The organism is Granulicella sp. L56 (assembly GCF_009765835.1).
Classification (GTDB): Bacteria; Acidobacteriota; Terriglobia; order Terriglobales; family Acidobacteriaceae; genus Edaphobacter.
On sequence record NZ_LMUS01000001.1, the window covers coordinates 817,727 to 839,821 of the forward strand.

The 22,095-nt window shown below is 54.7% G+C and carries 13 protein-coding genes; 1 reads left to right on the forward strand and 12 read right to left on the reverse strand.

The window, feature by feature from the left end:
- Nucleotides 1-129: 129 nt before the first annotated feature.
- From GSQ81_RS03315 to GSQ81_RS03340, 6 genes are all read right to left on the reverse strand, one after another.
- Nucleotides 130-828, reverse strand: a complete 699-nt coding sequence (locus GSQ81_RS03315) for a hypothetical protein (protein ID WP_158909280.1) — start codon at nucleotides 826-828, stop codon at nucleotides 130-132.
- A 215-nt stretch (nucleotides 829-1,043) separates the two neighbouring features.
- Entirely contained in the window at nucleotides 1,044-1,349 is a 306-nt protein-coding gene (locus GSQ81_RS03320; protein WP_158909281.1) for a hypothetical protein, read from the reverse strand.
- Nucleotides 1,350-1,460: 111 nt separating this feature from the next.
- Nucleotides 1,461-3,875, reverse strand: coding sequence for a tyrosine-type recombinase/integrase (locus tag GSQ81_RS03325; RefSeq protein WP_216846368.1), 2,415 nt, complete (start codon nucleotides 3,873-3,875; stop codon nucleotides 1,461-1,463).
- Nucleotides 3,872-4,867, reverse strand: coding sequence for a tyrosine-type recombinase/integrase (locus GSQ81_RS03330; protein ID WP_216846369.1), 996 nt, complete (start codon nucleotides 4,865-4,867; stop codon nucleotides 3,872-3,874). Before GSQ81_RS03330 ends, GSQ81_RS03325 begins: the two co-directional genes overlap by 4 nt.
- 52 nt (nucleotides 4,868-4,919) lie before the next feature.
- On the reverse strand, nucleotides 4,920-5,771 hold the full coding sequence (locus GSQ81_RS03335) for a ParB/RepB/Spo0J family partition protein (protein WP_158909283.1): 852 nt from the start codon (nucleotides 5,769-5,771) through the stop codon (nucleotides 4,920-4,922).
- A 77-nt stretch (nucleotides 5,772-5,848) separates the two neighbouring features.
- Entirely contained in the window at nucleotides 5,849-6,781 is a 933-nt protein-coding gene (locus GSQ81_RS03340; protein ID WP_158909284.1) for an ArdC-like ssDNA-binding domain-containing protein, read from the reverse strand.
- A 453-nt stretch (nucleotides 6,782-7,234) separates the two neighbouring features.
- Between GSQ81_RS03340 and GSQ81_RS19690 the strand changes: the two genes are divergently transcribed.
- The gene (locus tag GSQ81_RS19690) at nucleotides 7,235-7,591 is read left to right on the forward strand and encodes a hypothetical protein (RefSeq protein WP_174237919.1); all 357 of its coding nucleotides are present in this window, start codon (nucleotides 7,235-7,237) and stop codon (nucleotides 7,589-7,591) included.
- Here the strand turns inward: GSQ81_RS19690 and GSQ81_RS20315 are convergent.
- From GSQ81_RS20315 to mobF, 6 genes are all read right to left on the reverse strand, one after another.
- Nucleotides 7,477-8,340: a hypothetical protein gene (locus GSQ81_RS20315; RefSeq protein ID WP_158909285.1), complete on the reverse strand. Its 864-nt coding sequence runs from the start codon at nucleotides 8,338-8,340 to the stop codon at nucleotides 7,477-7,479. The genes GSQ81_RS19690 and GSQ81_RS20315 overlap by 115 nt on opposite strands.
- Before the next feature lie 4 nt (nucleotides 8,341-8,344).
- Nucleotides 8,345-13,831 carry a helicase HerA domain-containing protein gene (locus GSQ81_RS03350; RefSeq protein ID WP_216846370.1) on the reverse strand — a complete coding sequence of 1,829 codons (5,487 nt, stop codon included), beginning with the start codon at nucleotides 13,829-13,831 and terminating at the stop codon, nucleotides 8,345-8,347.
- Complete coding sequence (locus tag GSQ81_RS03355) at nucleotides 13,831-15,339, reverse strand: hypothetical protein (protein ID WP_158909286.1); 1,509 nt, start codon at nucleotides 15,337-15,339, stop codon at nucleotides 13,831-13,833. Before GSQ81_RS03355 ends, GSQ81_RS03350 begins: the two co-directional genes overlap by 1 nt.
- The gene (locus GSQ81_RS03360; RefSeq protein ID WP_158909287.1) at nucleotides 15,336-17,444 is read right to left on the reverse strand and encodes a hypothetical protein; all 2,109 of its coding nucleotides are present in this window, start codon (nucleotides 17,442-17,444) and stop codon (nucleotides 15,336-15,338) included. Before GSQ81_RS03360 ends, GSQ81_RS03355 begins: the two co-directional genes overlap by 4 nt.
- 6 nt (nucleotides 17,445-17,450) lie before the next feature.
- Nucleotides 17,451-18,815: a DNA cytosine methyltransferase gene (locus tag GSQ81_RS03365; protein ID WP_158909288.1), complete on the reverse strand. Its 1,365-nt coding sequence runs from the start codon at nucleotides 18,813-18,815 to the stop codon at nucleotides 17,451-17,453.
- A 160-nt stretch (nucleotides 18,816-18,975) separates the two neighbouring features.
- Entirely contained in the window at nucleotides 18,976-22,095 is a 3,120-nt protein-coding gene (mobF, locus tag GSQ81_RS03370; RefSeq protein WP_158909289.1) for a MobF family relaxase, read from the reverse strand.

The following is a 22,095-nucleotide window of genomic DNA, read 5'->3' on the forward strand; positions in this document are numbered from 1 at the left end:
GTCGGCGAGCGGGGGCCAGAAGCAAGCGGAATGAGGGTGCAGGGAGAAACCAAAGCGGGTTCTCCCTGCGCGATTTGGGAGCGTGCGACAAGCGAGGCGGCAGGTTCGCCGCCCCGCTGAGAGAGAACACTACGCTGCTTTTTTGGCCTGTGGCTTGGGAAGCAATGGTTTTACCACTTTCTTCGCATTGTCTTTCGCAGCGAACTCCTGCCTCGCCTTCAGGGCGATGGCGTCGGTGTCTATCTTGTAAGCCAGTGCCGCGCTCTTCAAAACCTTTCCCGCGTCGGGCTGGTTTCTTGCCGAGAGCAAAATGATTCCCTCGACAATCAAGCGGCCAAGTGCGGACTCGTCGGCTTTCCGGGCGAAGGCGATCATCAGCTTTGCGATAGCGTCTCCGTCCTGCGGCCTGATGCCCCGGCTCCGGGCGAGTGTCTGCAATCCACGCTCGTCCAGTAGAGGCAAGAGGTTTTCGGTAATGAAGAGCAAGTCGCGCTTCATTAGACGAACGGGGACGGCGGCGACTATGGAGTTGAGAACACGCAACCGAGTTGCGTTGGCAAGCGCTTCTTCGCGGCGTACCTTCTCCTGTTCCGCCTTCGCGTTGGTGTTGGCTCTATTCGGCTGTTTCTTGGGGTGGTGGATGGGACATTGGGGATTAACGCAGACTTTGCGAACCTCGCCCTTCTCTTGTCCAACCGTCACGATAGCTTCGCTCATAAAGCGGCATGTCTTGAACTCCGGCAGCTTTGCCATCTCCGGGGTCTTCGGCTTGTCGGCTCGAAGCTCGACGTACTTGTTGCGTGGAATGGCTGCGACTCCATCAGGCATCGTGCCGTAGCTCGTGCTGATTTGAACGAGTTTCGGCTTGCTGGCGAGTGTGGCCTGAACGTGAGCCTCGACCTTCGCGGCGTAACAAGTCGGGTCAGTGCATTATGTGGAATCAGGGCAACTGGCAAGTGTTTTCCGCTGGCTCGCCGCCGCTCCGCTCCTGGCATGAGACGAACAGTAGGACATAGTCGCTATTGGAGCATTCGCGGCGTAGTTCAGGTGTTGCGTTTAGCTCTAGCCATAATGGCGAGTACAAGGGCCAAAACAGTCGCGGGAAGGATGAGCAACATAACTAGAGCAGCAGGACCATGAATGTTTGTTCCTCCAATCGGTGAGCCGAGCAAGAGCACAATCCAAGGAGCAATCAAGATAAGACCTGACGTGAGACCGCGTCTAGTTGCTCCCGGCTGGGCACTCCAGCCAATAAAGCCTACGAAAGACAACACAGTTCCGACAAGTAATGCCAGCGTGAAGAGGTCGAAATCATCGCTGATGAACTCAAATCGGAAATGGGTGGCCACGTCGATGTATCCAGCCAAAATGCCAACCGCGATTAAGGCTGCTCCGGACAGGGAGATAGTCCTCCAAATGGCTAATGAACGAGATCGCGAGGGCATGGAGGAATTCTACCGTCATGTCGCGTTGCTGCCTGGGGCCGCTCTGAAACGAGTGATCTGAACCAAATCAGTGCCGATTTGCCGCTGCGTGGGACCGGCGGGTGTGGGAACGTCGGCGAGCTTGAGGAGGAGCTTTTCGTAGGCTGCGACGCCGTCTTCAATTGCGGCCTGTTCGGTGTCTCCGAGCGGAATTTCGTGAAGTAATCGCAGCAGGTGTTGCTTGCCTTCGAGCAGCTGGGCTGCGGTCGATTGCTTCGGCATATAGAAGTCGCACTTGGCACAGGCCATGCGGTGCGGACACTGCTCGAAGAAATCATAGGTGCAGTAGCCATGGCCGAGGTCATAGAACTTCCATGGCTCTGTAGAGGCGAGCCCCGCGCGAACAGCGTCCTGATCGATCAGCACCTCGATAGCGCGCAGGTTACGCGCGAAATAGCCAGCGTCGGCATAGGACTTGGCCATCTTTAGCGGGGTTATTTTCGCATAGTGCTGGGTTGCGGAGGGCGTGGCGTGGCCGAGCCACTCCTGTAGCTCGAAGAGAGTCATCGGTTCCTTCGCGTTGAAGAGCTGCGAAGCGATGGTGGAACGTGCACGATGCGTTGTGATGTTGCCGCGAACATCGGCGAGCGGCACACCGCCCTTGACGCAAAGCGCCGGGATGAGGACGTTGTTCAGATACGACTTGCCCACGCCTGTGAGACGAACCATGAAGAGAATGTCCACGAACTCTCCGGTCTTCCAATCGGCACGCTTGGCGCCCTGCGGACGCACCTTCTCCCAAGCCGCAATGGCTTCTCCGACGATACGATCCACTGGCTTGGTGAAGGATGTCCCGGTCTTGTTGACGGGGACATCGAGCAGGCAGACCGCATCAGCGGGCAGCGTGTCGCCCGTACCAGGAACCGCAACTTCCTCGCGCTGCCAGCGAATGCATCCGACCCTCAGCCTGAGAATCTCGTTGTTGCGAAGTCCAGCGAAGAGCCAGGTCGTCGCGAGTGCTCTGCACATCTCGATGGGATAACTGTTGGGTCGATAGCTTCCTCGCGAGGCTGGGCCGCGACGAGGGAGATCGTCTGGAACAAGGTTGAGACCGGCCCAGACCAGCTTGGCCCAGACATCGTCGGCGATCACGCGCGGGTTCGGGCCTATCAAGGCGAGCAGGCTCTTCGGCGTGGTCAGATGCCTCATGGGATCGAATCGTCGCGGGATCAACTCCCACTCCTGGAGATCGCGAAAGAAGATGCGCAGCGTAGAGATGCGGCTTGCGCGGGTGCTTGCCGCAAGAATCTTGCCTCGACTCTTGATATGCGCTGGATCGATGCTTCCCCAATCTCCACCGTGCCACTGACAAACGACGGAGATCAGTTCCGCAGCAAGGTCGCGAGTCCAATCGGCAGGGGAAAGCACGGTCGGATGAATCTGCCCGAGCCATCTGCCTACGTTGAGCAGGAAGTAATAGCTCTTGGTTCTGGAGCACTTCGCATCCGTGGATCGATCAAACCAAAGACGGCAGAGGCGCGCCCACTCAGGCGGGACGCCGCGGGTGAGGGCGGGCGAAGACTTCTTATCAGGAACGGGCCGATGAATCTCAAGAGCCTCCGGCACGGTTCCCATGCTGGCCAGCACACGGGAGAAAGCAACGATAGAGTAACTTCCAATGCGTGGCGGCTTGCGTGCGATCACTGTCTTCAAATGCGCCAACGTGAGCTGATCGAGATGGGGTGAACGGATGAAGAGCAATGCCTCAAAGACGGTCCGCATGATGCGATCACTCATGCCGTGCTTGATATATCCCCACTCCAGAAGCAATGCGTGTACACGATCGGAGACTGTCTTCATATACTCGCGGCCAAACACCTTGCGAGCGAGGCACCCGTAGACGAGATGGCCGCACTTGAGCCTGTGGAGATCGGCGAAGCCACATAGTAGATAAGCGATGGCGACGATATGCTGACGCTCCATCCTTCTCCGCTCAATCGAATCGATCCACTCTTCGGTGGTCCATCCCCAGAAGGACCGCTTGCGGTCCGCCATCTCGCGAAGAAAGAACAGCAGCACAAACTTGCGATGGTTGGTCTTGATGCCCGTATAGTCGAGCGCATCGTTCAGCGGCTGCACCAGCCGGTTGAGCGAAGGGCCAAAGTCCATCGTTCGACCGTACCGATAGAATCGATACTCCTCTGCATAGCGGGTCAACATATCTTCTTCGCTCGCGGTGAGCATGGCACAGCTGTCGTATCGGTTGAGATCCACCGGCCATATCCAGGGTCCTTCATCTGCCTTCTTCGGCGTCTCCTTCTGCGGTCCCCACTGGGCACGTGCGCCACGTTGAAAGAACGACGAACGCTGTTCGGCGGTCAAGGTATCGACCCAACGCCCGATGTTGTTGTGCCATGGCTGCCCATCCTTCCTCACTCGCTTAGCTGTCACTGGGCGACCTCCGCAAGCATCTGGACACGGCGAGCATGAATCTGAGCCATGCCCGCAGCGAGCTTCAGCGAAAGGTCGCGGCCACTCAGATGGATATAGAGCAGAGTCGTCTGTACGCTGCGGTGTCCTGCGAATGTAGCGATCTCATGGATGTCCCAGCCTGCATGGGCGAGGTCGGTCAGACAGAGATGGCGAAGTGTGTGTGTTGAAAAGCGTTCGACGCCCGCTCGCCGTGCAAGCTGCAGGACTATCTTCGACCAGCTCCATATCGAAATGGGTTCGGTATAGTTGCGGCGGGACTCGGACAGAAAGAGCGGCCCACGCTTGCTGCCGAGGGTCCTGCGATGTTCGAGATACCGGAGTAGCAGCTCTCCGCTTGAAGCAGAGTAAGGAACAGCGCGCTCGCGCCGTCCCTTCGTGCTCTCGGCCCGAATCCTGAGAATGCGTCGCGATGGATCGATATCGCTGCTCTGGAGGCTGCACAGCTCTTCGCGCCGGAGTCCAGCGTCATACGCAAATGCCAGCATCGTTCTGTTGCGAACGCACTCCTGCCGCGCTGCTGCAAGAATGCGGTGCCAGTCTTCCTCGTTCGGAATCCAGGGCAGTCGATAGTGCCGTGCCACCATCGCTCGTCCGCCGCCGGGCTGGGCGGCCGGGTTGTTGGGACGCACGCCTTCTTCCATCAAATACGCATGGAACAAGCGAACGACAGTTAAACGCTGCTGGATCGTTGCGTTCGATACAGTAACCTCGCCAGCCTGCAGCCCAGCGAGATACAGCCCCACGTCTGCCCGCGTCACAGAGATGGCCCCAAGACGCGCCAGCTTCAGAAAAACAAGATATCTCTCCAATGCCCGCGAGTAGGCATCAAGAGTGTTGGAGGATAGCCCACGACGCGACTGCAACAGGAGCCACGCATGGGCATGAACGTCCAATGAGACCAAGGGACAACGATCCCAGCGAATAGCGTGAACACTAAACTCGACCGGCACACGAACCTCCTGGTGGAGATCCAAGGAGAACAGGCCAGGCGATGGGTTCGTCTCATGCCAGGAGCGGAGCGGCGGCGAGCCAACGGAAAACACTTGCGGTTGCCCTGATTCCACATAACTTACAAGCATCTTGCAGCACGTCGGCAAACAAGAGCCTGTTGTGGCCTGTCCGCTTGAGGCAATCGAGGCAGCTACCAGCGGCGGGGACGAGATTCGCATTCTTCCGGCTGAACGGTGCCAGCTTCAAGATGAGCATGAGTTGATGCTCAATCCAGTGTTGCAAGTGGCGAACGGGTAGCAGGATGCGCCTGGGCTTCTTGCCAGTGCCCGCCCATTCTTCGCGGAAGCATTCGTTCAATGCTTTCTCCTGCTGGTCGGGCTGCAGCTTCGCCAGAAGCAAGGCGTGTCCGACGCCGATCTCCTCGGCATAGAACGCCTCGACTACGGGCGCGGAGAGGTCGGTGAGTTTGAGGCGTTGGGCAACATAGGCGGGCGATTTACCCGTCCGGGCTGCGATTTGCTCGACGCTGTATTTCGGCTCCTCCAAATTAAGAAGCGCACGGAAACCCTGCGCCTCTTCTAGCGGGTGAACATCGCGGCGTTGAAGGTTCTCAACAAGCTGGATTTCCAACACCTCCGCGTCGGTAAGGTTGGCGATGCGGCAAGGGGCGTCCTGCTTCTCGGCCAGTTTGGAAGCGCGGAAACGCCTAGCTCCAACAACAACCTCGAAGTCTTGCTCAGTGATGGGACGAACGAGTAAGGGCTGCACTACTCCGCTGGTGCGGATGCTCTCCGCCAATTCGCGCAACGCATCATCCTCGAAGATGCGGCGGGGGTTGGTCTTCGATTCCGTGAGAACGGAAAGAGGAAGGTGGCGGTACTCGGTAGCGGTCTGGGTGTTCATGGTGTTCTCCTTCTGCGTTTGGGCGTGCTGGGTCGTTCTGCGGACGGCGCGAAGCCGCCCGCCATCAAGGAAGGCGTTTAGCTGGCTTGCGCCAGTTCGGGTTCTGTTTCGGCTTCGGGGGCCTCTTCCGCTGCTGGCGTTTCCAGCGCGGAAAGAATGACGGCGGCGGTCTTCTGAATCACTTCCAAGCTCTCGGTCAGAAGTGCGGCGTTGCCGTGGTACAGGTGGATGTAATCGGCGGAAGCCCGTCCGGTATCGAGGCCGATCGTCTTGCCGACTACAAAGGCGATTGCTTCGGCTTCCGTCTCGCGAACGGTCTTGGTGGTGGCGGTGCGGCGTTCTGCCTTGTGCAACATTTCGTGCGCGAGTTCGTGAACGAGGGTCGAAAACTCCTCGGCGGTTTCCTGACCGGGAAAGAGAACGATCTTCGCGCCGTAGCTGACACCCAACGCGGGAGAAATGCTCTCCTTCCAATCAAGCTCGATGCCCTGAGCAATGACGAAATCAATCAAGCGTTCGCGGTACTCTCCGACGTTGCCTTTCACACGTTCGGACAGTTCGGGGAGTTCTGCGCCGTCGGTCTGGCTGACATCGAAAATATAGGCCGAACGAAAGCCTACGAGTACGGGCTGGTTCTGGGTGCGGATGTCCTTCTCGGCTTCTGAATCCTTCTTCCGGCGAATCCCAATCATGGGCGCGAGAATGCGAATGCCTTTCTCGCCCTTCTTGACCCTGCGGCCAAGCTGGTTCCACGCATACATTCCGGCAACGCGGGTCGCGTCCGGCTTCTGCCGCGCAATCTCCAAGATGTTCCCGAAGCTGTAAAAGTGAAATCTGCCCATCGCCAAGAGATAGGCGGTGAGCCCTTCGCTGTGTCCCTGCTCCAACTGCTCGATGAGGGCTTGGACATTGGCCGCGATAACTTCTTTCGCGGTCTGTTGCTTTTGCTGCTGCTGTTTAAGGTTCTGGGTGAAGGGGGTGACGGTGGCGGTGGTCGCTTGGGTGTTCATGGGTGCTTCCTCCTTGGTGTTGGCCTTTGCACTTCCGCGTTGAAACGCGGCATGTACATGCCGAACGCCACCTGGCGAAGGCGGGGGTAGCAAGTGTCAAGGGGAGTGGGTATCGCCCACCCGAAGCTTTAGCGAGGGCGCGGTTTCATCGCGTGATTTTTGCGCAGCAAAAATTATGGGGAAACCCCTTGACGCGCGCGATCGGGGCAGAGCCCCTTAGCGAGGTCTGTCTTCCTTATTCGCGCACGAAGTGCGCATCATCTATGGGCCGGCGTTGCGGGCAGGAACAGGCCCGCTAGGGTGGGCAGCGCAAGACGCTTCGCGGCTGAAGCAGGGAGGAGTCGTCCTCCCTAACTACGCGTCAACTTGCACTACGCCCGTATCGAAAAGCTTCTAGTGATGACTCTGCTCATGCCAGAGAATCGAATAGAATGTCTTCAGGAGGTTTGCTCTATGCCAAGCCAAGAGATTTTTCTGAAACTTGAAAGTGACGGCAAACATATCGAGGTTGTTAAGACCTATGACTCCGCTTTCGCGAAAGAGGCATTCGCCGAAATGAATGACGATGCCAAAGCATTCCTCGGCAAATCATTGATCGAAGACGGCGTACTTGAGGCTAGCGAGTTGCCTTTCAGCGACGACGATCTCTGGCAGGGAGTAGAAGAAGGCGCAAGGGAGGATTGGAATAGCTTCTCTTACTTTGTAGTGCGCGAAGAAGGCTCCGAACGACGAGACTTGTTCGTTTCTTCAAATTGGCCGGTCGCAGAACGCTTCGCAAAGCTGGGAAACTCCGCTTTGCTCGAGGTGTGATCAGGAATTTCTCGAATCGTGGTCGCGTAGCAACAAGTTTTGTTGAGCGGACACTCTGAACATTTCGGATTTCGAATAGTGCAAATCATCGCAGCTAGATCAAGAAATGCCCAATTGACTCTCGCGGGTTCCTCATGTTGGACGATGCGCAATGCGAGATCTTGCAAATAGGGATCATACCGGATGTCACTGAGTCGCCTCGGTCCGAACACTCTCTCCAGAACCCTTGCTAGGTTCACGTCGAGGAGCGGTTGATTGTGCCCCTGATCGAACATCAGGATAGCGTTACAAATGTATTGTCCAACCCCTGGGAGATTCTCCACGTCTCCGCGTTCCTTCGGATATCTGCCCCTTCTGGACGCCATAACGCCGGCCAAGGCTTTGAGCGAATTGGCACGTCTGCGCCACAATCCTAGGGGTCTGAGCACATCTTCAAGTTCTTCCTGCGTCGCCACCGATAGACGCGTCCATGACGAATATGTGCAAGTGAAGCTCCTAAACATACGTGCCACGACATCGGCTTTCGTGCGTTGAAGCAGGACTTCAGCAATCACTTGCTCGTACTTTGTTGCAGTTCTTTTGCGCCAAGGGAACCCTCGGTCCGCTGTCTCAAACCAGGCGAGGAGCTGTCGTTGAATTGTATTTAGCCTTCGTTGAGAAGGCGATACAGCGCTGCCGTGGGCTGGACCAATACAAAGCGGCTCTACTCTCTTGGTCTCAAGAGCCTCACGATTATTGTTGTATCGCATGCTCCTAGCTCTTCACCAAACGATAGAAAGGCATTCCCTTGAGGAATTCCCCATTTACGTTGAAAGTCTTGTACATACACTCATGCAAAGCCAAAGACTTGATTCGATCAGCGGTCTGCGTCATGTTCGCTGTCATTCCGAGAGCGCTTAACTCTTGCGGCAAGACATTCGGGACTTTGTGTATCAGCCAGGTCAAGAGGGGCTCGCGGTAGTCAGTGGCGCCGACCTTAAAATGGCGAAGATACTGCGAGGCGAGAATGACACCAACTCCAAACTCTCTGCCTTGTAAAAGGACCTTACGCAGCACATCGAATTCATACTTCATAATGTTGTCTGCTTCATCGACGAGCAGAAAAGAGTCTACGACTCTCTTCTGCGGATCTGCTCCATAGAACGGGCGTTTTGGAATTTTCAGCATGTTTTCGTAAAAGAGGTTCAGCAGAACCGCTACGAGCATGTTCTTGGATTTGTCGTCTTGCCCCAGTGCGTCTAACGAGATCACGACCACACCGGTAAGGAACTCTTTTGTTGACGCCTCGGTGGCATCGGCGGCAAACAGTTCACGATCAACGAGGTCTTCGATGATCGAAGAAACTGAATCCGCTTTGTTGTTCGTCGCGACTTGATACAGCCGATGAACATCATAAATCGTGGGAGCAATGCCGGTGTCCTTCTTTTCGGCATATGCCGCACGGACCGCATCTTTTAGGACTTTGCGTTGTACTGGCCCAATTCCGGAATAAATCTTGTCAAGCACGTCCGCAAAGAAAGAAAAGCGATCTAGCCAAGGCGTTGTGGATTCTGAGGCCTGTGAGACATCAAACAAATTGAGGCGAAGATTTTTGGGGCGGATGACCTTCGCGTTAGTGGCCTTGACGAATTCATCGTTGGAATAGTCCTTCTTGTAGTCCAGAATCAGAATGTTTGGCGAGACTCCCATGTTCTCTTCCGTTTGCGTAGTGATCTGGTAGATGAGGGACTTCAAGAGTTGAGTTTTCCCGGTTCCCAGATCGCCCACCACCCCAATATTCAGCTGGTTCAAGTTTGTATCACTGAGAGACAAGCTTCTTGTCTCTGGCCGAAACGCATCCAGAGGATCTCCAATCAATAACTCGATGCCGCGGCTTACCGCGACAACGTCGGGCTGATCTACGGGAACCTCAGATACGTCCAGAACTGAGGGATGTTCGATAGTGAGCAGCTCGACGATCACCGGTTGCTCTTGCACGTCGGGCATATCATTTACCCGAGCATTTTGAGGTAGGACTTCACCGCCTGTGGTGGGTGTATCGGTCGTGAGCAGCTTCGTCGGAAGCCGTTTTCGAGGTTCCGTCTCCCAGGTGGAGATCTTTGCACGAATGGCCGCATAGATCGCTTGACTATCACCAGATATGATTTCAGTCGCATCTTTCCGAGACAAGCTAATCGTCTCGTGAAAACCATCGTTGTCCGTGTCCCTCGTAACGCTATTTGTGCTTCCGTCGATGGCAATCAATCTGCCGCGAGTATCGACTTCGACCTGCAACTCACCAGTCATCAGGGCGGTCATTACTTTCGCATGACAGTTGGCCCATTGTGCTCCTCGATGGATCACGGCCGACTGTTGACTATAAACTCTAAATCCGTAGTCAAGAAGCGCTGCGTAGAAGTGCTTACTTGCGAGACGCCACATAAGCATGTCGTCCTCACCTGCAATCTTTTCGATCTGTTCCAACAGAGCCACCAGCGATTTCGCCTGGCCTAATGCCGCTAAACAGTCATTTACCGACAGAGGTTCCGTGGTGTTCCGGTACTTGACCTCAATAGGGGTCAGCTTTACGAATACGCGGGTGGCGTCAAAGTTCAAGCTGAGCAACAACAAATCTGGACGATGATGTGCAGCCTTGCTGACTGCGCGGGTGAGGTCATCAAGATAGCTTCGAAAGGGGTCCACTGGAACCAGCAGGTTGATGCTCGTAACGCCTTCGTCTTCTCGCCACACCGGAAACAGGCTGAGAGAGTTTTCACCCATCCTGAACTCGTCTTGTAAAAGTCGAGCTGCAACGAACAACCCCAAATCGCCAACTGCACCGGAATCACCGCTTGATAATCCACGCACCGTTGGTATACCGCGCCGGGCGACTTCGAGAATGAGATTGTCAGCTCTTTCCTTCGTAAGCTTCTCCGCATCTGGCAGCTTCTGAACTACGTCCGCAAGTGTATCCCTGTCCACGTCGGTAATCTGAGCGAGGAGATAATACCCGTTGCTGTCTCCAGCGCGGCTTGAATACGATGGCAAGTCGTAGTCCCAAAGATAGGTGTCTGTTAGCCATCCACCCAGAAAACAGGCTGGGTCGACCGATGCGGAGGAAACCGCGACGTATCTAGAGTTGTTGAGCGAAGCTTGAAGGGTATGCACGCTTGGGGCAAACACGTAGCTATAACGATTGGTCCCGATACTTTCAAGTCGGGCTAATATGCCTGCAGTTCGATCCAGCAAACCATCGCCAGTAGAGGACGGCGCCATTCCCATCCTGGATTCGCTGAGGAAAGCTCCTGAACCTGCCATTAATTGCTGGCGTATTCGAACTCGAAATAAGCCACCGGCGGCCATAGGTGACAGCATCGTGCTTTTGGCCGCTTTCATCTCAGTCGTTTCAAGCTGGGCAACGATTGTTAAGTCAGGCCGGTGCTCACGAATTTCAGTAGAGGCATACCAGCTAACTGAATTCTGAGTATCCTCTGCCAGATTTGATATCTCGGCATCTTCAGGTCGATGATCAGACTTCCGCTGATCGAGAATTCTGACGGATTTTTTCCCGACCGCGAGCGATACTGACTCTTCAGAGATCTTGGAATACTCGCTCCTGCACCAATCAATGAGGCCATCATTCGTTGAACTGTTTTGGCTCGAAGCACTGGTTATTGAGACGTTGAGCATGGCCTTCGCTGAAAGCAACTGTGCAATGTCGGTCAAGCTGCGTTTGACTTGCGAAACCGAAAAGCTGCTAGACAAACCTCCAATCTGAACGCCAAATTCAGTGTTGAAAGGAGTGCGAGCGATAGTTGCGCCGATTTGATCTGCGCGTGTGCTGTTCCAGAGAACAGACCAGAAATCTGAAGTGCATTCGACAGAGAAGAATACTCTTTCCTCGATGTCGCCGGTGGGTGTCCTTAAATGAAGAGTCAAAACATCTGGTACACACCTTGGGTCCATGATGCTTGCTGCCGGGCACGGTCTTTTTCGGTGGGAGAAGATTAGGGTCCGTTGGGCCAGCGCATGCCATGCGAGACGCAGTGGATGCAATGGAGAAATGAGAAGCGCGTCTGGCTCTTGAGCCAACGTCTGCTGATCGCTCCCAAGCGCCGTGACAATGGAAACATCGCACCAGGAAGCGATCTCTGGAGCCTGTTCTAGCCACTCTCCGTAGGCGTGGACGTAAGAATCAAGAGCCTCCTCGAAACTGGTGTCGTTCGCTAACCATTCACCCAACGGGGCTCCTTCAATGAGCCCCTCTTCTTCCGCTCGGATCTTGCCTGAAATGAGCTTACGCGCAGCTAGGAACCCTTCTGGAGGCGTCATCTCCGCCATCGTTGGCCTTGGATCGCTAAGGAACCGACCGCGCGACAAGATAGTGTCTTCTTGAGAGCTCCAGTTTCGACTTCGCCAGTTATCGGCGTAGTCGGGACCAAAGACGAGCGGATAATACGAATGCTCTTTGGCTAACATCCAGCTTTGGAGGTCCGCTGATCGATGAATGCGATTCACATGAACGGACGAAGTTAACTGCTTGTCCTTCCGCGTCTTATTCAGAAGGATCAAACGCTCGAATTCGCTGTTGCATTGTTCCGCTGGTTCGTCGTTACATGTTAGATAAATTTTTAGCTTTGAAGGCGCGGCAGAGTTACCTCGGAAATACTTCAGTTCGTAGCTGGTGTCGATGCCAGCTCTAACCTCCAAACCGTATTCGCCGTCTGCGATTTTGACGACGGTGGCTTCGTCCTTGTCTGTGGACGCGCTATCACTGTTGTCAGTACCCGTCGCGATGTCCTCTAGTTCGAATCCAGGGCGCACGTATACGTCAAGGTAGTGCCGCCCTTGCGCGTGCAGCTCCAGATAACTTTCAAGCGTAACTTTGTCAGCGGCGGTTCGAGGTGCTTTCGGCGGGGGTGCTTTGCGCGCATTTCTCCCGGAGACGATGATTCCTGGCTCCCAATGAGCCATAGAGATTACATGGATGCTGGAAGACTTCATGCCCGGAGACGAGATCACATATTTGATAGGGCGCTTATGCTCTGGAACTTCGTCGTCTAGCCAGACCAGTTTGTCACTGACATGAATCGTCCATCTACGCCTCTGGTTAACCGGCACGCCCTCTCGAGAGATTTCAACTGCCGCCGTCACATTCTTATCAGTAGAGGGCACCGTAATTTCGAGCTCAATGATGTCTTTGACCACCGGCACTTTGCTCGCTTGTGCCGGCGCGATTGAGTTTGTGCATTTCACCGATAACGCTTCGGGACTAGCCACATCTTCCTCTAGCAAGTCTTGCCAGCGGTCGAGTGTAAGTAATCTCCACCAAGCGGATTCATCTGGCAACACATCGCCGGTACCGGGGCCGTAATAGAATGCCATCCCCTGCGTTACTGCTGTTGGTACCGGACATCTCGCCTGAAGCTGCGAAAGAAGCTCATCCAAAGCTTGCTGTTCATCGTCATCTGCCGCGCGTGTTTTTAGTAGCTCGAACGTGGGCCGGAAGCCATCTTCGAGTCTCTCTGCCAACTCCGTTAGGGCTTTGATTTGCTGCGTCGAATTAATGACATTGTCGCCAGCCGGGGGGAACCCAGTCGCCAAGCTGACGAGGCGACCGAAATCAGACCTTGTTGGATCGATGGACCAGATTCGCGAGAGCACCTTCCAAGCAGCTCTCCGATCGCCGCCATGCCTTTCGGCCGAATCCGCCGCAAACACCGCTTCCGCAATCAGTTTTCTGGCACCTTCCATAGAGGTTTCGTTGTCCCAAGGAAATCTGCGCAACGCTTGAAGAGTCAGCCGCTGCACAAAGTCGTCCTGCCACCAAGATGTGATTTGTACGTTGCCTGCATTATTCTGCGGCGCGACACCGCAATCAAACCACGTTGTATTTTGAGAAAGATTTGTCTGATTCCCTGGAGGCGAAAGGACTATGAAGCGTGGGCATTGAGGAGAATTCCGCACGTTCAAGATGTGATTTTGATCGCATAGGCCTGACGATCCGACTGGGGGATTTTGGCTTCCCACAGGAAGGTCCGTAACGACCATCAGGACAGGAACGAGGGTCTCACTTCCATTGGAGAGCGGAGTTCTTATTCCGCCGTCTTGAGTAAGGAGGCCAAATACCTCTCGCAGCAATTCCGCCGGGGGCCCATTGAAAACCGCTCGCAGTTGGGCGTTTTCCGAACTTAAATCCCCAAGCTGCCGGGATACAGTATCGCGAACTTCTTCCGCAATCGCAAGAATGAGTTGGTTCATTAGTTGCCCCCTGAGCCGGAAAGGTTGAAAGGAGGAACTAGAAGGATGCCGCTTTCTGCATCCGGACTATCCAAGATCAGCCCGAGCATTCGCAGTTCTCTACCAAGCTCGCTTGTCCCAATGTCGTCCACGGTGACGGAGATTCCATAAAGGCTCAAATGATTAGATAAATGCTTAACCGAACGGGGTCCTTTGAACTCTCGTAAACAGCAAAAAACAACCGCCAAGAGCGCAACGGGCCCTAGAGACACGACCCAGGGAGACGACTTTGCAGGGCTACGCTTATTGAAGAAGTAACTTTGATCGTAGCTCCTTAGAGTCGTCTCAGCAGTCTGCCTCTTTCCAAGAGAATATCGACAGAACTCCATCAGGTTCGATCCGATCCCTTTCTTGCAAGCGAGGGTACGGGCGTGCTCGTCAACCAGTTGGTGAAAATCTACAATAGCGCCTGCCGAAATCAATGCGTCCCGATGTTTGTCAACCATAGTTAGGAAGTCTTGAACTTCTTGGCACGAGTTGAGCGGGGATAATGAAACCCCGAGCTGTTCAAGGTGCCAAAGAATCACGTTGCACCCGAGTCTTCCGGACAAATATGCAGAAGTGATGTTCCTAACGGTAGGCATTACCACGTTTCCATAAGAGAGGTAATGAGCGTCCGACATAAAAAGTGCCGAGCGAGTCTCGCTTAGATCGGTGGGTGCAGCTTGCCCGTTTAAAATTCCCAACGCGCATTCCCATATGCGTGCATTGACACTAGCGAGCCAGAGCACGTGTGAGACAGCACCTACGCGCACAACGGACTCGAGCAAGCTGATCCATTGCTTGCGCGTCATCGCGCCCTTGGCACTGATAACGGCTTTCAGGTCGATCACAAATTGCTGGGCTGGGAACTTGAGAATCGCTTTATCTTCTGGACTCAAAGAGTTCTTTTCAGCAGGAAGAGGAGCATATGCCCACTTTTGGCCATTCAGATTTCTGCGCTCAAACTCTTCTTGAAGCCAACGAGCCCAAGCGTCATCCTCATTGTTCACGGACAAAGCATCGAACACGCTCTTCCACAGAGCTTCGGCGTCTTCTGCTGAAAAAGATCCCATCTGAATGACCCGTTGCAATAGCGCGCCCGGGTTCCAAGTGTTCCCGGACAATCGTGCGGAACCCGAGTATAGGTTTGCATCAGGAACCATGGGACACATCTGGAGAAACCTGCGGGATGACTGGTTGCTCTGTTTTGGGCTCGCAAGAACGCCATGAAGAATTGTCTGCCAAGTATCGTTCTCAATTGCGTTCGACGGTGCTTTTGAAGATCCTAGGTACTTCTTATCGAGCTCGCGACCTGATGAACTGACCATATTTTCGCTGAAGGTTTCGAAGCCCACTGCCCGATAAAGCGAGGATACGACGACTTCAGATGTTGCGAACTCAGGTGCTGGCCGTATCCCAAAAGCGGATTCGGAATAGGCTTTGTGTGAGTTCTTCCAGGGATCAAGTTGGTACTCGGCGATACTCATGCTCCGGCCTCTCTCTTGATTAGAAATTGGCCACGTTGTCTAACGATGACATCTTTCCGAATGCCAATCTGAATTGTCCCAGCCTCAAGAAGTTCTTCGTCTCGAACGATATGGCCTCCGAGGCGGGCACGAGTGATATCAAGAAGAGCTACCACCGCGCGAGGCAAAGAAGCCGCAAGCATTTGCATGCGCAGTTCTCGCACTGACTTGTAAAGTTCATAGGTCAGGGGGATGAACTCTCTTCGTGATTCAGGTCCCACCGTTAGAAACTTTAATGCCGTGACGGGCCTCTCGAGAACAATGTCTTTAGGCACTCGCACACGTTGTTTGTCGGTAGTGAGAGTCACTCGTCTCTCTGGCGACGGAATGGGCTCTCCAAATGTCGTATTCAGAACAACCGAGAACTTATCTCCACTGTTGAGGAGCGATTCAACCTGCTGCGAGGCCTCATACAATAGGTGTTCATGGCCGGACACGACGTGCTCGAAGTCGATGAGGATCTCTCCGTCGCGCACGGCGGCCGCACGGCACCCTACGGATCTTCGAACGATGCGACAGGCAAAGTCGCGAAGCATCGACTGAACCTTATTTGCGACCTCCGGTCTGTTCTTCGTTATCCCAGCAAACGAAAGCCGCGCATCTGCAGCGTCGAGGTTTTTCAAGAGTTCGATCTCCAAAGCCGTGAGGCAAAGGAACTTCCTGATGTACTTGAGGCCCTCTCCAACTGACTGGCTAAAACGAATGTCGATCTCGCGGAAGGCTACGGTCGTGTTCCCGCTCAACTTGACTTCACTATCGGGATCGGCGAGCGCAGGATCAAGAATGTCGCACACTTCTTCCAGTTGAGAATTTAAAGTCGGAGGGATAGTTGATCGCCTAGAATCTGCCAGAAAATGCAAAAGCCCGGAAAGAGTATCGTCTGTTTGCAAGTCCAGATCTTTGAGAAGATTCCTGAGTTCGCGGGTACTAACGCGAGGCCAGAAGCCGAACAATGAATGCTTGTAGAGTCTCGAAACGAGCAGGTAAGGGGCTAGAGACCGTGCTTTTGCATCTCGTGGATTTGTACTGTCCTTGAGCGCGAGCTGTTTGGCAGCCCATGCGCATGGCGAATATTTAGCTCCACGCACGCCATCCGGGGGCGCTCCTGCGAGTAAGTACGCGAATAGTGAGCCAAGGTCTCGAAAGCTCCACCTCTTTCCGCTCGCTAGTTCGTACCATCTGAGAATTCGCAAGAACGAGGCTTCGCCAAGATCGCTGGAAAGCGCTTCTCTGCTTAAACAAAATGGGCATAAGGGACCGGCTTCGCATTCGCCCATGACCGGCCACTCGTCATCTTTGGTCGCATAGTCAAGAAGCTGTGCAGCAGGGGTAGTGATGATCTCCCCTGACGGCCCAGACTTGAGCAGCGATTCGATATCCATTGGCCAGACCGCGACATCCTCAAAGTTATGAAGTGGCCAGCAAGCGATTGGTTTCGGACCGGTACCAACGGAACCCACAACTTGCTCAATCAATGGACGCACGGACGTATTACCGCTGTCCGTTGCTGAGATCAGTGCGTCGTCCAACACCCCTCTATTCACGCAAGCAAGATAAATTACATCGGAACGACTTAAGGCATCTTGCAAATCTTGAACTAATAACTGAGCTGGTGAGCTGTTTGGATGCTCGTGTGAATCCCCCGCCGAAGCGTCTTGAACGATCTGTAATGCGGGTCGGCCTCGATTGGGGATCTCCGGTAATTGAATCTCAGCGAGACGAGGCGGCGGAGTTCCATCGGTGGGATCGAATCTCGAGGCTAGTTCAGCTTTGAGACCGCCGCCGGCCGCAGTCGAGATGTCTAGACATCCGATCGCGAATTCGACTGCTTCGGTTTTCCCGTTGCCAGGCCCACCAACCAGAAGGACGATACGAGGCACGCCATCGTTTCCAGCGCCAATTTCACCGGCCCACGATTCCAGCCGATTAAGCAGGTTGGTCCGGATGATTTCAGATGAGGGCCGACCACTCGCTTCGTAGAAAAGCTTCCTTACACCACCGCCTCGATGTCCGGACCAATCAAGAAGTCCTTCCGGAAACCTCGCCTGCTTATTCGCGTCGTTCATAAAGAATTACACCGTGAGGGCAAACATCTCCCTGCTGCTCTGTCCTTGGGATTGTTTTGTGGCTGTCGTAACGGGTTTCACTGTTATTTGTTCGAGAATGACCATTAGAGCATTACCTACCGCTTCCGCGAGAAGCGGTGGCACAGCATTTCCTATCTGCGTGTAGCGCGGACAATCCTTCTTCCGGCGTGCGCCGCCCGTGGTGTATTTACCCTTGAACTGGTACCAATCTGGAAACGATTGGATTCGTGCGTACTCGCGAACCGTCAAGATGCGAGGTTCTGAGTAATGCAATACGTCATCTGGCAACGTCGTCAGTGTTGGAGCAGGTGCCGTGGACAACATAGGTAGGGTTCTGTGTTTTAGCATCCCGTAGCGCTCGCGGTCAGCCTCTGAAAGATTTACCCCTTTGCGGCATTCATCAAGGATGAGAGCGAATCTCTCGGCAACCGGGGCGGTGTGCCTTGCTAAACGCATACTGTCCATTTCCATACGGCTAGTGCCTCGATGCATCAGTTTCTGATATGTGCTAACCGGTTTTGAATACTGGAGCATCGAGAAACCCTTTGGAGAAGCTGGGTCTGTGCATGGAACAAGCGGACCCTCCGAAATCTCCAAATCAGATAGTGCATCTTTCGAGCTAACGGGAATTGAAAGATTCAAAGCACGAACGAGGTTTTCCCCCGCCAACTCGATGCAATCGAAGATGCCGTCGAAGCCACCCGCCACGCGGTTTATTGCAGATCGCTTGAGTCCGACAACGACCAACCGGGGTCTGCGTTGTGGCACGCCGAATGTTGAAGCATCTAATAACCGCCCTTCAGCCACGTACCCAATCTTGTCTAGCTCTTCGAGAAGCTTCTCATAGTAAGACTTGGGCTTCTTGGGCTTCCTGCCGGGGAGTTGTGGCTTGCTATTCCCATGAGCCACCCTCATACCGGGCACATTCTCTAAAACGAGAAGTTGCGGCTTAACGGCGTCCACGAACTGAACATACTTTTTGAAAAGTCGGTTTCGAGGATCTTTACCGTTGCGCCGTCCTGCAAACGAGAATCCCTGGCACGGTGGGCCGCCAGTAAGGACGCTCACTTTGCCTTTCAAGGCATTCAAGCGGTGTCCGTGCTTGGTAAAGAAATCCTCGATGCCAATGTTTTTTTGGTCCAGCCACTTCGGCCAATCAAAATCGCAGGAGTCGGGGTGGTCCAAGAGGTTTGTCTTGTACGTTAGGAAGGCTTCGGCGGCCTTTTCGATCGCAAATAACCCGCAAAATCCAGCATCCGTCATGCCCAACGACAGGCCTCCGCAGCCCGAGAAAAGGTCGATGAACGTCGGTTTTTGTGGCTTCTCTTTAACGACTCTACTGGATACCATAATCTGTGAACACTATGATCATGGCACAACGCCTGTGAATGGAAACTATAACGTTGATTATAAAGGCTTTGCGAACTGGCCCCGTTCTAAAAGGGCTGTTGAAATGGCAGCGAACGAACGCGCAATTCTCAGCACTATAATCTGGGCGTCATCCCTTTACCTACAGAGTGAGGCCCTGATCTGTGCTCCCGCCTTTGAAATGCTCTTGTTGCCCGAGTGACGGAGAATGGGCGTGGCCCGCGTACTCAAGCGCGATATCTCTAGGGATCGGATTCGTATGGCGATCATAAAACCGACCTTCCGGGTCGACGTGAAGCCATCCAGCCGTCTGGCTGTTTTGATAACTCTGAATATCCCCGGTCTCGCGTTTCCATTCGTAGCCGCTGGCTTCGTTCGGAAACGCGGCCAGAATGGGCGCATAGTGACGTAAATCGATCTCGGCTCGGCCATCGACCACGTCAATCTTGGCGTTTTGACGTTCTTGCTGAAACTGCCCGCGCTGATCCTCTTGTGTGTGCTCTTTTGTGTTCGTCATCGTTTGCTCCTTCGTTTTCGTTTGCTGAGTTTGAGTTTTGCCGTGAGGCTTCGAAATCTCAACGGCGGAAGCTTTGCTGATGTCCGTGTTCAGCCGCTCGGCCAGAGTCGTTGCATCATTGGTATAGATACGAGCGTCTGAAGTGGCGCGGGATACTGAGACATAAGCAAAGCGAGTGTTGATGAGTTCGGGATGCGCTGTGGTGTCCATATTGATGAGGACTCGATCCGTAGTGAGGCCTTGGGAGCTGTGTGACGTGACTGCGTATCCGTGGTCGAAGTGCCTCATTTGGGAAGTGTCGAACGTCACGCTCCGATCCTTTTCGCCGTCCATCCGAACGGTCATGCTTGTCCCGTCAATGCGTTCGATTGTTCCCAAGTCCCGGTTCTTCACGTCCATCTCGGGTTTGCTAACCGTGAACTGTAAGCGTTCTCCTTCTGCGAACTCCCGACTGATCTCCCGGTAGGCGGCGATGCCGTGGAGTCGCTCGGGGTTATAGGCGACTTGCTGACCATCCTGGCGTTCGACGGTGAGGCGGTTCTCCTTGGGGTCAGTGGATACGACGGTCGCGTAACTGCCACGTTCGAGTCCAAGTTCTTTACTACCTCGGGTGTAGAACAGAACATCATCCGGTTGGTATAGCGCCGCCCAATTTCGATCCGCGCTTGTCAGTTCCGACCTTTGGGTCAGAACGGTCATCTGGTGATTCTCCGTTGGTAAAACTCCGGTGCGTTGCAATTCGACTCGGACGGCATCATTGATATCCCGGCGGCTCGGGTTATCGGGCGATACGATAAGCGTGCCCTCGGGTCTCTCAACGTATTCCTTCGCGATGGCCTCAATGCGCTGTTGGCGGTCTGGGATCTCGTTGACGCGCCCCTGCTCCTTGAGGAGTTGAATTCCGGCGTTCGTCTCATTGCGTGAAAGGTGCTCGACAGCGCGCAGAAGTTCCGGGTCTTTCTGGCGAACGATCTGGTCAAGCTGGGACGTACGCATCCCGGCGTCCTGCATCTGCTCGAAGGGCTTTCCAGCATCCACGCCTTGGTGTTGTCGGGTGTCACCAATGAGCAGCACGCGATCCTGCGGGCCGATCTTTTCAAGGAATGCTTGCATCTGGCGGGTGCTCGCGAGACTGGATTCATCAAGCATGTAAAAATGTCGAGCGTTCGGGTCACCTGCACTACGTTCTGCGCCGCCGCGAGCAAGAAACCCTTGCAAGGTGTCGGCGGGGATACCGGCATCGCGGAGTTGTCCAGCGGCGCGGCTTGTAGGAGCAAATCCTTCAACGGCGTAGCCGTTTTGCTCCGCTCCCTCACGGATACTTGATAGAGCTGATGTCTTCCCTGAGCCGGCCAAACCTTGCAAGCCATGTATACGGTCTTGTGAGGTCAGTATTTCTTCGATGGCTTTGCGCTGGGCCGGGTTAAGCAGTTGGCGTTCGCGGGCATGAGATGCGGCGTCTTCCATACGCATGATCGGTTCGCTCTTAAGCTGGCCCTGCTGCATGTGCTTGATCGTTGCAAGCTCTTCAGCGATAGCTTCTCTGGTTGTGAATTGCCGCCCTGTCTCATGCTTTTGTCCGGGCACGGACTGGAACTCACCAGACGTTACTCGCTCCTCGAACCGCTCGCGCACCTGCCCGTATGTGAGTTCGCCCATGCCGCGCCGTAGTGCGTCGCGCATAAGATCGCGCTCGTCTGTGACGGCCTCCCGCTCGAAGTTGCGGCTCTTGGAAAACGTGACGGCTTCCTGTACGCGCTCCGGTGCGGAAGTGAAGGTCTTTTGCTCGATACCGTTCGCCCGGCTTCTGGCATCTCGAACGACCTGATCCGCTTGATTGCCAAACTCCGCCGCGACCTGTCGGTGCGCCGCCAGAACCTCGGCAGGAGCATGAATTTCTTTCTTGTCGCGGGTGGAATGAGCGGCTATTTGCGCGGCCTCTGGCCCCGCAAAGCCACTTTTTTCGAGGTACTCGCGAATCTGTTGGCTCCGTGGACTGGAGGCGTCAAGGTATTCCGGCGTGTACCCTTTGATCTCCGGTGCTCCGCTTCGCCCCGGCGTGATTTCATAGCCCAACCGAGACAGCCGATACATCAACTCCGATTGGTAGACCGCCGTCGCAAACTGCTGACTGTCAAAGTAGCTCTGAGGCTGAATAGCGCGAGCGGAACCGTCCGCCCGTTCGGTCATGTTGAAGATGACTGCGTGGGTGTGAAGCTGCGGAGCGGCATACCCGTCTACCGGACGGGCTGTGTCATGCTCGAACTTTGCGGCGATGAACTTGCCTGTTGTTTCGGCGGCGCGATTCCCGCCGATTCTTGCTTGGGTATACCGCTCCAATTCCCCGAGTGCTGTAGTGACGGCCTCACGATGGGCAAACCGGACACGGTCGTCTCCTCCAACAAGGGCGGTCAGCGAAACAGATTTCGGTGCGGAGAAAGTGGCGTCCCAACCCGCCCGATGCTCGACGGGCTTTACGGTGACGCCTTCCGCCGTCGTGTACTCTTGGCCGTTGCGATGCCGGATCAGCTGTTCGCCGGTGAGAGGATTTTGTCCTTCGCTGAGACGAGCGAAATGCTGGGCGTCTATACCCCCCGCAAGCCCGTACTGCTCTGCCATCCTGCCTTGCCACTCTCCTAGTATGGAGTCGCCTTGCTTCCAATAGTTCTGCTCCCCAGACGTGAATTCCTTGGCGTGATAAGTCTGCGCCTGTCCAGAGCTGAGCGGTTTGGAGATAGTAAGCAT